The sequence below is a fragment of the Nocardiopsis sinuspersici genome, assembly GCF_001998325.1.
Lineage (GTDB): Bacteria > Actinomycetota > Actinomycetes > Streptosporangiales > Streptosporangiaceae > Nocardiopsis > Nocardiopsis sinuspersici.
The window spans coordinates 1,302,467-1,312,901 of record NZ_MCOK01000001.1 but is presented as its reverse complement, the minus strand read 5'-3'; the positions used below and the strand labels follow the sequence as shown (position 1 = coordinate 1,312,901).

The following is a 10,435-nucleotide window of genomic DNA, read 5'->3' as shown; positions in this document are numbered from 1 at the left end:
AGTCCGGCTGTTCGTTTCCGCGGTGGGCGGGACTCCCCGCACCAGCGGGTCCGGGAGGCCGCCACGGGCTCCGCCGCCCGAACAGGGCCGCCCCCTTTCGGGCGGGGCGGGAACGCGATGGGGACGCCGCCGGCCGGGCCGCGCACGACTCGACCCGGCGTCGAGAAGGGGGGCCGGGGCGGGGGCCTGCTTCGCCGACGAGGCCGGGACCTCCCTGGCCGGCACGGTGGAGCGCGCCCGGACCCGTCCGGTCCGGTACCACGGCCGCGCTCAGGCCGAGGGGTGTGGGCGCACCCGCGCACCGCCGCTCCGGCGTCCCCGGCCTCCGTGGAACTGGCCGCTGCGGCGGACCCAGCGCCGTCCGGAGCCGGTGGCCGCCTTCCTCTCCCGTGCCGGGCTACGGCCACGGACCCCGTGGCCGGGTCTCCGTCAGTCCGGAGGAGCCTGGCCGCCGCCCACCCGCCGGGGCCGGACGGCCCAGCCGCCGACGCCCAGCCCGACCAGGATCATGGCGGCCGTCATGATCCACTCGTTCGAGCCCTCGGGCCCGTACACCCGGCTGGCCGACCCCACGTCCACGGCGGAGGCGGGCTCCCCCACAGGGCAGGACTGCCGGTCCCTCCCGTAGAGGTAGACGTCGGTGCGCTCGGGACCGCCCGAGTCCGGCACGTAGACGCCGTAGCAGGTGCACGACTCGTGGCCCGGGTGCTGGACGCAGTCGAGCCTGGTGCCGGTGAAGGTTCCGGCGACACCGTCGGCGCGGGCGGCACGCAGGCTCCGGTCCACGTTGGAGGCCCCCAGGTAGACGATGAGCGCGGCGACCAGCAGCAGCGCCACGGTGAACGCCGAGATCCGGCGCGGAGCGCGGCTCACTCGTGCGCCCCCCGGGAGGCGTGTGCGCACGAACAGTCCATGGCCTCGCGTTCCGAGGGGTTCGGACGCATGTGGAGGTACATCGCCACGACCATGGGGACGAAGACGATGGTGTTGTAGAACAGGTGCAGCTCGACACGGGGGATCAGCAGTTGGATGAGGCTGGTCGGGGCGTCACCGCCGCCGATGTTGACTCCGTTGGCCGCCTGGACGAGCAGGAGCAGGTGCTCGAAGTGGTGCCAGACCTGCACCAGCAGGGAAGCCGTCCACCACGCGCGGCTCCGTCCGGTGAAACCCGGCAGGAGCAGGAGCAGCCCGATCAGCATGATCAGGGCGTATCCGTAGTGCAGCCACTCGGAGGTGACCAGCCAGGGGAAGGGGATGCCGAGAGCGCCGCGGGCCTGCTCCACCGGCCAGTCGAGCACGTAGATCTGGGCTGCCTGGATGATGTGCTCGGCCCAGTGCGCGAGGACGATGACCATGTACAGCTTCAGGCACAGGTGGTGCCCCCGGGAGTTCAGAAAGCGCATGGCCCTGCCGTAGAGGCCGGCGTGGGTGGTGTCTCCGGGGGCGGACGGGGTTCCGTGGGGGGGTTCGGTCTTCGGCATGTGTCGCTCCGCTGGTGTGGTGTTCAGGCGGTCGGGGCCGGACTCGTGGCGGTGGCCGCACGGGTCCGGCCGAACCGGGGCGCGCAGACCAGGACGGCCCCCCGGAGTGCACAGGTGATGACCAGGGCGAAGAAGAGGCCGAACACGACGTGGAAGGTGACGAGGAGTCCGTAGACCATGGCCGTGGTCAGCCCGAAGACCACCTGGTTCCGGGGTTTGGAGGGTGTGGTCCCCGGGTCAGTGATCATGTAGTTCGTGAACAGGACGAAGGCCACCCCGGTCATGGGCAGCAGGGCCGCCAGGAGCGCGTGGTCCAGGACCAGCCACCGCAGCACCGCCTGTAGCGCGAAGCCGCCCGCCCATCCGAGGATGAGCGGCCAGCGCTTCGTGAGGTTGATGTTGAGCATCGTCCCCGCCATGAGGATGCCCAGCGGAATGAGCCAGTCCAGGGTTCCGTCGATGTTGTTCGTGAAGTGGTAGGGGGGTGCGATCCCCACCCATGGGAAGAGCAGCAGCGTCACCGTGATCCCGAAGTTGGACGGGTTGAGGAAGTGGCGTTTGCGGCCCGCCACCGGGATCCGGAGCAGGTACTTGCTGCACACGGCGACAGCCACCGCGAACAGGTACGGCCACAGCGAGACGTTGCCCCACAGCAGCAGCGCGCACGCCAGTCCCGCGATGTGGGTGGGAAGCAGGTAGTCGATCATCCTGCCGACCCCGCCCGCGTAACCGGGTTCCCGGTCGGCGGCACGGGCGTCGAGTGTCTCCAGGACCAGATCGAACACGTAACCGAACAGAACGGCCGCGACGGGGGTGACGGGCGACTGCTCGAAACCCAGGAACAGGTGTCCCAGGACGGTGAACGCGGTGATGGAGGTGGCGAACATGCGCAGCGCCATCACCCTCCGGTCCGAGGCGGGGCGGGCCGCGGTGGCAGGAGGGGGCCCGGATCCCGCGGTCCGGCCCTCGGCGGCCTCGGGTGCTCCGGACTCTCTCTCTTCGGGTTTGGTCGCAGTCATCGGACAACCGCCGTTCCGTCGTCCTCGAGGAGGATCGTGTGCGTTCCTGGTTCCACCACCAGATCGGTGGTGTGCCGGGTGCCTTCCCCGTCACGCCAGGAGAGGGTGACCGGCAGGGCGCCCGCTGGCGCCGCCAGGTGGACGATCGAGTCGGAGACCCCCACATGGCCGTTGGCGGGGAAGAGCTGTTCCGTCTGCGGGGGATGGCCGGGGGCGTCCACACGGGCCGAGGCGCCGACCGCCGCCACCAGGGCGCCGTCACCGGCGGCCCCCGGGCGCACAAGGCGCAGGATGGCGGCCGGGTCCGCGTCGGGCGCCCTGTTCAGCAGCATCCGGGAGTTCTGCCACTGATTGGCCACCGCCATGTCAAGGAGTCCGTCGCCGTCGACGTCACCGACGGCGAAGGCCCGGGTGACGTCGTACTCGGCGATGCCCAGCGGGGCCGCGAGGTCGGTGTATCGTCCGTCCTCCCCCCGCACCCAGAACGGATTGGTCTCGTGCCCGGAGAGGTCGTCCCCCTCGGAGAACCTGGGCCAGGCCTGGGGGTACTTGAGCAACTGGTCGTTGCCCATCGCGATCTCCTGGAGCTCCGGCCAGCGTGTCCGGTCTCCCTTGAGGAACCCGGTGGCTTGGACCAGCTCGTCGGTGCCGTCGTTGTCGAAGTCGGCGGCCTTGACGTCCCATGCCCATCCGCTCCGGGCGATCCCCAGTTCCTCAGCGCTCTCGGAGTAGGGCACCGTTCCCTCCAGGAGGTCGGCGCCGTCACCGTCCGGTACGAAGGCGAGGTTGCTCTCGTGCAGCGCGTAGGGGGTGGTGATGTTGCTGACGACGATGGTCGGCAGGTCCGCGCCGTCCGTGTAGGTGTAGGTGACCCCCATTCCCTTGTAGGAACCGTTCGCCATGACCTGTGACTTCGGGGTGACCATGTCCCGCTCTCCCTTCAGCGGCTCCAGCCGGAGCTCTCCCGGGGTGGAGCGGTTGACGAGGAAGCTGTCGTTGCCGAAGTCGTTGGCCAGGTAGAGGTCGGGGACCCCGTTGCCGCTCAGGTCCTGGAAGCCGGCCGCGAGCGTCCAGGCGTTGGCGACGTGCTCGGGCAGCGCCGTACTGGCGTCGGTGAACACGGGGGGCGTGTCCGCGGCGCCCTCCGGCTCCGTGAGCAGGATCCGGTTGCGTCCGCTGTTAGTGGCCAGCCCCATGCTCTGCTGCATCTCCATCCGGGAGTCGCCGGCCGCCTCGGGGTCCAGCACGCGCGCTCCGTCGGGGAAGTAGTTGCCCACGAGGACGTCGAGTGAGCCGGACCCGTCCAGGTCGGCGATGTTCAGCGCGGTCGTGTTCCAAGTCTGCATCGGCTCGACCGTCTCGTGGGCGGTGAAGCTCTCCGCCGCCGGTGTCGCCTCGGGGCCGGCCGTGTTCACGAAGAGGACCGGGGAACGGCCCCAGTAGTAGACGAGAAGGTCCAGATCGCCGTCCTCGTCCAGGTCAGCGGGCACACAACCCATGGGCGCCATGGTGCGGTCGTAGGGAAGGCCCTCAGGCAGCAGCTCCACGACGGGATAGTCGTCGGCACTGCTCCCAGGGGCGTTGCGCAGGGTGACACTGTCGTCCCGGGGGTCGACCAGGCACACGTCGGCCGACCGGTCCAGCCCGCGCAGGTCCAGAAGAGCCGCCCCAGCCCCCACCGCGGAGATCCACCCCTCGAAGTGCTCCAGGTCGGGGGCCACCTCGCGTTGGGTGCGGGCGCCGTCGGGCTCCGAGTTGAGCGCACGTGTCTCGAACGCGAAGGAGGACGCGCGTTCGTCCCTCTCCATCTCGCTCATAGAGGGGCGGACGGTCAGAGTACCCAGGGCACCCACCATCGCCAAGGCCAGTGCGAGTGTCGCCAGACGGTACATCAACCGCATGAGGGCTCCTCAGTGTGGTGGCGCCGCCACCTGCTCGAGTTCGCAACACCACCAGCATCCATAAGAAGGGCGCAGTTTTTCCATATCCATTCTTGCCCTGCCTGCGGTGAGCGCGGAAAGAGAATCAGGCCCCGCACTGCCCGCACTACCGGACACGGGCACGGAGCCCTCGTTCGGAATGTTTCGCGCCGTGCCGCACCGACCAGCGGATGTTTTCCGGTCCGAAACAATTCCTGGCACGTCCGGGGCATTCGGATGCAGCCCGCCACGGTGGCGAAACGGGCGTCGCCCACGGCAGCGCCGAAGGTGTACGAACCGGCTCCTTCGGAGGACGGGAGATGAATCCGTACCGTGTGCCGTCACGGAACGGGTTCGTGCGCTCCGGGTTCATCGAGGAGTCCGGGCGGGGGGAACGGAGGAGTCCGGGCGGGGGGAACGGAGGAGTCCGCGGGGCGGCTTCCCGGACCCGCCGGCCTCACGACCCGTCCCCTCCGTGGCGGGCCAGCTCCTCGGCGAGGCGAACGCGCCACGACTCGTACGGGGGACGGGCGGGGTCGGCCTCCGCCTCGGCGGGTCCGGGGCGCAGGTCCCGGCAGAGGCGGGCCGCCCGGCCCACGCCCATACCGCACAGCACCCTCGTCCCGCTCTCGCAGGCCGGAACGACGAGACCGCTGCGCACCCGCGCCTCGGCGGCGAAGGCACCGCCCTGCGCCAGGAACCACCGGTGCTCGCCCGCGCCCCGGCACAGTCGGCGCAAGTCCGCCTCGTCCGTGCCGCCCGCGTAGGTCGCCGCCAGGCCGATCCCGGCCCAGAGGTCGGACCTGCGCTCCGGGGGAAAGGAGTCCACCAACCCGACGGCACGGACCGCGTCCGCACCGGCCACGAACCACAGGGCCCGCCCGATCCCTTGGTCGGCGGCGCGCAGCGCGTAGGGGCCGTCCCCCGTGCGCCGGGCCGCGCTGTGGTCGCGAAGCTGACGGTGTACGTACCGACCGGTGTGGAAGTAGGCCTGGTGGAAGCCGTAACCGTCGTGTACGAGCCACCGGAGCAGCGGGTCCAGGGCCTTGGTATCCGGCCACAGCGGCCGTGGCAGGCGGGCCATGGCCCAACCGATGCCGATGTAGGCCATGTAGACGTGGGGGGCGCCGGGTCCGTCGATGAAGCTTCGGGCTCTGGTACTCCCCGGGAGAAACCCGTCCAGGAGCGCGAACCCCATCGCGGCGCCCTCGTAGGCGAACCCCCGGTAGCGTGCGGGCAGACCCTCCAGCCGTTGGTCCGTCACATGGGGGGAGGCGGTCTCCACCGCGTCGCCCAGGCCGTCGAGGAAGGAAGCCCCCACCTTCTCCAGGATGCCGCGAGCGGTCGGCCCCTTGTCGTGGAAACCCCTGGTCCTCAGCGTTGTCTCGGATAGTTTCGGGGTTATGATCCGGCGCCGGAACGCCCCCATCGCACTCGACAAACCGCACTCCCCGCCACTCGATCCGCCTCAGTTACCCGCTTTCCATGCTCGTGCGGCCCGGAGCGGACGTCTACTCCGTCCTTGCCGAGCACGGCTCCGCACGAAGAGACGACGCGGAACGCACAGGCGACCGTGGTTCCACAAGGCCTTATATAAACCCTGAGTGATAATATGTGGCCATGCATGCCTTCGACGTTCTCGGTGACCCGGTCAGACGGCGTCTCCTGGAGCTGTTGTCAGCGGGAGAGCTCAGCTCAGGCGAGCTGACCCGGGTGGTCCGCGAGGAGTTCGGGATCAGCCAACCCGCCGTCTCCCAACACCTGCGCGTGTTGCGGGAGAGCGGGATGGCGAACGTGCGCGCCGAGGGCACGCGGCGCCTGTACTCGGTCGACGCCGCGTCCCTGCGCTCGGTGGACAGCTGGCTGGACTCGTTCCGCCACTTCTGGGAGCCGAAGCTGGCCGCGCTGGAGACCGAGATCGCCCGGGGCAAGCGCCAACGCCGTACCGAGGAGAGACAATGAGCGTTCCGAACTCCGTGGAAACCCAGATCAAGGCCGTCTCACGAGGGCTGGACAGCCGTACCCGCGAGGGGCGGGAGACCCGGGTCTCGACCATCAGCCAGAGTTACCCCACCACCGTGGAGGACCTCTGGGAGGCCTGTACGTCGGCCGAGCGGCTCCCCCGGTGGTTCGCGCCGGTCAGCGGCGAGCTGCGCCCGGGCGGAACCTACCAGGTGGAGGGGAACGCGGGAGGCACCGTCGAGTCCTGTGAGGCGCCCCGGTCCTTCACGGCGACCTGGGAGTACGGCGACGATGTCAGCTGGATCGCGGTCCGGGTGGCCCCGGACGGCGACGGCGCGCGGCTGACCCTGGAGCACACCGCGTACGCCGACACCACAGCGGAGTTCTGGGAGCGGTTCGGCCCGGGTGCCACGGGCGTGGGCTGGGACCTGGCCCTCATGGGGCTGGAGCGGCACCTGACCACCGGGTCCGACGGGCCCCCCGAGGTCGACGGCTGGGAGCGGACCGACGAGGGGCGCCGGTTCATCACGGCGAGCAGCGCGCGGTGGGCCGAGGCCAGTGTCGAGGCCGGGACCCCTCCCTCACAGGCCGGAGCCGCCCGGGACCGGACCACCGCCTTCTACCTGGGCGAGGCCCCCGAAGGGGCCTGACCTCCTCGTCCGAGGGCCGCAGGTCCGAATCCCGACGAGACCACGGAACCTCGGTTCAGACGGGTTCTGCGGCCTCTCTCCTGCGGCAGGCGCCCGTGAACCGGCACAGGGGCCGTGCCAGCGAGCGAGAGCATCCCTGGGAGGACGGAAGGCGTGCTCTCGCCGGCTAGTCCCTACGTGCACGGGGAGCGCGTGGGGTCGTGCCGTTACGCGGAGTCTTGGCCACCCGCCGCCGACGTACACGGACACCTGGCGACCGAAGCCGCCGGTGACGTGCCTGATCACCGCCCTCGCGTGGCTGCTGGCCCAGGTCTCGCCCTTTTTACTCCATTGGCACTGTCCGTCCTGGTTTTGGGGCACGTGGAGTACTGGACGGGCCAGTTTCCACAGCGAACCGTGCGCGCGGTACCGCGCCGGGAGGGACTGAAGAGACCATGTCGCACCACGAACCCGAGACGCACACGCTGAAGGTGCCGGGAGCCAAGCTCTACTACGAGGTCCGCGGGTCGGGCCCCGTCCTGCTGCTGATCCCCGGCGGCCCGCAGGACGCGGGGGTCTACGACGGGATCGCCGAGCGCCTGGCCGACCACTACACGACCGTGTCCTACGACCCGCGCGGCAACTCGCGGAGCCCTCTGGACGGCGAGCCGGAGGAGCAGAGGGTGGACCTGCACGGCGACGACGCCGCGCTCCTGATCTCGGAAGTGGGCATACCGGCCTACGTGTTCGGCAACAGCGCGGGCGCCCACGTCGGGCTCGACCTGGTGACGCGCCATCCCACGCTGGTGCGGGAGCTGGTCGCGCACGAGCCGCCGTGCCTGACGATGCTCGACGACCCCTCGGAGATGATGGCCGGCGGCAAGGACGTCTACGACACCTATCTCCGCGGGGGCGCGGGGGCGGCGATGGGCAAGTTCCTGGAGCTGAACGGTCTGGACGGCGGGTCGGAACCGGAGGGTGGGAGCACGCCTGCGGACAACCCGTGGCACGAGGACCCCGAGACGTACGAGCGTGTCAGCGGGAACTTCGACTACTTCTTCTCCCACGGGCTGATGCCCCTGTCCCTGTACGAGCCCGACGTGGAGGCCCTGCGCACGAGCGGGGTCCCGGTGACGGTGGGCCTGGGCGAGGCGGACGCCGGCAAGGCCATCTACGACATGGGCCTCGCCCTCGCACTGCGGCTCGACACGGACCCGGTCGCCTTCCCGGGCGACCACCTCGGCTTCGGTCCTCATCCCGAGGCCTTCGCGGACACCCTGCACCGCGTGCTGGACGGAGGCTGAGCGGCGCGCGAAGGGCCCTGAGCCCGGGAGTGCGGTCCCCGGGGCCCGCGGTCCCGCGGTCTCGGAGCCGGGGCCTCAGTCCCTTCGGGCGCCCTCGGGCCAGAGGACGTCCACCGGCACGCCCCGGTCCCGGGCCGCCTCGACGGCGTCGCCGGTCCCGCCTCGGCCACCCGAAGGACGGCCGTCCCACACCGCGAACAGCCGGTCCACTCCGTCCAGGACGGCGTTGTTGGCGTCCTCGTAGGCGGAGCGGCCCGCGCTGCGGTGCGGCATGTAGCGCACCAGGGCCGAGCGCACGAGGAGGTCGTCGAACCGGTCCAGGTCGGCGGGCTTGACCTTGGTCTCGCGGTAGTCGGCCGAGGGCAGCACGACCTCCACCCGCCCCCCGGCGTCGAGCACGGCCTCGGCGAAGAGCTGGTCGGCACCGCGCGCCAGACAGGAGATCCCGACGAGGTCGTCGTCGGTGTAGGGGACGAGGGCTTCGTCCAGGGCCTTGCGTACCAGTGCCACGCTGTCGGTGGAAAGATTCGAGTGACCAGTGATTCCGATCCGAGTCACGTCATTCCCTTCACATCTGGCTGATGGTGCAGCAGCGTACGTGACAACTCGTCGCGGACTTCGGCCACCTGCGGGTTACGGTGGTGCGCGGCGGACTCGGTGTACCAGTCGCCCAGGCGCCTGCGCACCCGGCCGGAGTCGAGGGAGGACTCCAGGGCCGCGGCCTGGCTCACGACCCGGGCGGACTCGGCGGGTTCGTCGAGCAGCAGGTAGGTGCGTCCGAGCCCCACGAGGTCGAAAGCGCGGCCGCGTTTCCTGGCCGGGTCCCTGGACCGCAGTGCCTGGGTGATGTAGGCGGCGGAGGACTCGGCGTGCCTGTGCCTGGCTCCCCGGTCGTCGCGGCTCGCGGCCAGGTCGCGGTAGCGGGCCCCGACCACCCCCGACAGTTCGGCGTGGTCGAAGCCGCCCGTCCAGCCGGGTGCCTCCTGCGCGTCCCTCTCCTCCGGTCCCCCGACCGCGAGGAGGTCCTCGGCCTGGACGACGGTGCGGCGGTAGGCCTCCGGCCGCCCCATCCGCGCGTAGGACCAGCCCTCGCGCGTGCGCAGCATGGCCCGCACCCGCGGGGGCGCTCCGGCGGCGTCCGCGCTGTCGAGTGCGAGGCGGCAGATGTCGAGGGCGTCGCCGGGCCGGTGCAGGTCCAGCATCTGCCGGGCCATGGCGGCCAGGACCCCGACGCCGTAGGCGCGGTACCCGGGTCCCGCCTGGTGGAGTGCGCGCAGGGAGAGGGTGTAGTACCGCTGCGCCGTCGGGTGGTCCCCGGAGTCGAAGGACATCGAGGCCACGGTCTTGGACAGTTCGGCCATCACCGCGAACAGCCGTGTCTGGACGGACGCGGACTGGGGGTGCTCGACGAGTTCGGAGACCTCCGAGAGCTGGCCGATGACGGCCTTGCGCCGGATGCCCAGGCGCCACCGGTCGTCCCAGTGCCGCAGCGCCACGGTGGCGGCCTCGATCCGGCACAGCTCCGACTCCCCGATGGTGCCGCGGCCGCGGCCGGGCGCGGCGGTCCGGGGCATCAGCCAGTGCTCCAGCGTCTCCGTCAGCGTGGCGCCCACGATGAGCGCTCCCCCGGCCGCGAATGCGTCTCTGCGTTTCATCAGGTCCTTCAGCGTGATCTCGACGATGTCCTGCGCCGTTCTGGACGCGGACCACGAATCGCCTTCTTCCACCGAGTTATCTGTCCAGGAAACGCCTGCCGAATACTCTTCGTCCGCATCTGCGAGGCCCAATGTTCGGCGGGCCTGGGAGGGCATCACCAGTCCGTCGGCGATGCGCTGCCACGTCTCCAGCGCGGTGACCACGCGTTTTCCCGACATGATCGCGCTCACGTGCGGCTGGGCCATGTCGACGGCGGATCCGATCGCCTGCTGGCTCGCGCCCGTGTACCGGCGCAGGAGTCCGAACAGGGCGCCCGCGTCCCGTTCGGCGAGTGACCGGCGGACGTCGGCGCGGGACCAGAAGGACGATGGCGGGGAGAAAAGGGGGGCGACCAGGGATTTTGCCATACATACCGCCGGTGTATATCGGCACGGAATTCCGCTTTGGTGGGCGAACGGTGTTGTG

10 protein-coding genes are annotated in these 10,435 nt (G+C 70.6%); 3 read left to right on the top strand and 7 right to left on the bottom strand.

The window, feature by feature from the left end; translation table 11 throughout:
- Window positions 1-429 precede the first annotated feature (429 nt).
- The 5 genes from NOSIN_RS05490 to NOSIN_RS05470 form a co-directional block, all read right to left on the bottom strand.
- On the bottom strand, window positions 430-873 hold the full coding sequence (locus NOSIN_RS05490; protein WP_143832856.1) for a hypothetical protein: 444 nt from the start codon (window positions 871-873) through the stop codon (window positions 430-432).
- Entirely contained in the window at window positions 870-1,481 is a 612-nt protein-coding gene (locus NOSIN_RS05485) for a hypothetical protein (RefSeq protein ID WP_227014538.1), read from the bottom strand. The genes NOSIN_RS05490 and NOSIN_RS05485 overlap by 4 nt, the downstream gene beginning before the upstream one ends.
- Window positions 1,482-1,504: 23 nt before the next feature.
- The gene (locus NOSIN_RS05480; RefSeq protein ID WP_227014539.1) at window positions 1,505-2,500 is read right to left on the bottom strand and encodes an enediyne biosynthesis protein UnbU; all 996 of its coding nucleotides are present in this window, start codon (window positions 2,498-2,500) and stop codon (window positions 1,505-1,507) included.
- Window positions 2,497-4,401, bottom strand: coding sequence for an FG-GAP-like repeat-containing protein (locus tag NOSIN_RS05475; protein WP_077689690.1), 1,905 nt, complete (start codon window positions 4,399-4,401; stop codon window positions 2,497-2,499). The genes NOSIN_RS05480 and NOSIN_RS05475 overlap by 4 nt, the downstream gene beginning before the upstream one ends.
- Before the next feature lie 475 nt (window positions 4,402-4,876).
- Window positions 4,877-5,848, bottom strand: coding sequence for a DUF1702 family protein (locus NOSIN_RS05470; RefSeq protein WP_077689689.1), 972 nt, complete (start codon window positions 5,846-5,848; stop codon window positions 4,877-4,879).
- A 191-nt stretch (window positions 5,849-6,039) separates the two neighbouring features.
- On the opposite strand from NOSIN_RS05470, the gene NOSIN_RS05465 reads away from it, so the two are divergent.
- The 3 genes from NOSIN_RS05465 to NOSIN_RS05455 all read left to right on the top strand — a co-directional run bounded on the left by NOSIN_RS05465 (window position 6,040) and on the right by NOSIN_RS05455 (window position 8,314).
- The gene (locus NOSIN_RS05465) at window positions 6,040-6,381 is read left to right on the top strand and encodes an ArsR/SmtB family transcription factor (protein ID WP_077693425.1); all 342 of its coding nucleotides are present in this window, start codon (window positions 6,040-6,042) and stop codon (window positions 6,379-6,381) included.
- The gene (locus tag NOSIN_RS05460; RefSeq protein WP_077689688.1) at window positions 6,378-7,031 is read left to right on the top strand and encodes an SRPBCC family protein; all 654 of its coding nucleotides are present in this window, start codon (window positions 6,378-6,380) and stop codon (window positions 7,029-7,031) included. Before NOSIN_RS05465 ends, NOSIN_RS05460 begins: the two co-directional genes overlap by 4 nt.
- Before the next feature lie 434 nt (window positions 7,032-7,465).
- Window positions 7,466-8,314: an alpha/beta fold hydrolase gene (locus tag NOSIN_RS05455; RefSeq protein WP_077689687.1), complete on the top strand. Its 849-nt coding sequence runs from the start codon at window positions 7,466-7,468 to the stop codon at window positions 8,312-8,314.
- A gap of 75 nt (window positions 8,315-8,389) precedes the next feature.
- On the opposite strand, the gene NOSIN_RS05450 is transcribed toward NOSIN_RS05455, so the two are convergent.
- Complete coding sequence (locus NOSIN_RS05450) at window positions 8,390-8,872, bottom strand: hypothetical protein (RefSeq protein ID WP_077689686.1); 483 nt, start codon at window positions 8,870-8,872, stop codon at window positions 8,390-8,392.
- Window positions 8,869-10,377 carry a helix-turn-helix domain-containing protein gene (locus NOSIN_RS05445; protein WP_077689685.1) on the bottom strand — a complete coding sequence of 503 codons (1,509 nt, stop codon included), beginning with the start codon at window positions 10,375-10,377 and terminating at the stop codon, window positions 8,869-8,871. Before NOSIN_RS05445 ends, NOSIN_RS05450 begins: the two co-directional genes overlap by 4 nt.
- Window positions 10,378-10,435 lie beyond the last annotated feature (58 nt).

Excerpts from the sequence above, each read along its gene's own strand:
- NOSIN_RS05475 (WP_077689690.1), bottom strand. The coding sequence starts at position 4,401 with ATGCGGTTGATGTACCGTCTGGCGACACTCGCACTGGCCTTGGCGATG.
- NOSIN_RS05445 (WP_077689685.1), bottom strand. The coding sequence starts at position 10,377 with ATGGCAAAATCCCTGGTCGCCCCCCTTTTCTCCCCGCCATCGTCCTTC.
- NOSIN_RS05460 (WP_077689688.1), top strand. The coding sequence starts at position 6,378 with ATGAGCGTTCCGAACTCCGTGGAAACCCAGATCAAGGCCGTCTCACGA.
- NOSIN_RS05485 (WP_227014538.1), bottom strand. The coding sequence starts at position 1,481 with ATGCCGAAGACCGAACCCCCCCACGGAACCCCGTCCGCCCCCGGAGAC.
- NOSIN_RS05455 (WP_077689687.1), top strand. The coding sequence starts at position 7,466 with ATGTCGCACCACGAACCCGAGACGCACACGCTGAAGGTGCCGGGAGCC.
- NOSIN_RS05480 (WP_227014539.1), bottom strand. The coding sequence starts at position 2,500 with ATGACTGCGACCAAACCCGAAGAGAGAGAGTCCGGAGCACCCGAGGCC.
- NOSIN_RS05470 (WP_077689689.1), bottom strand. The coding sequence starts at position 5,848 with ATGGGGGCGTTCCGGCGCCGGATCATAACCCCGAAACTATCCGAGACA.
- NOSIN_RS05465 (WP_077693425.1), top strand. The coding sequence starts at position 6,040 with ATGCATGCCTTCGACGTTCTCGGTGACCCGGTCAGACGGCGTCTCCTG.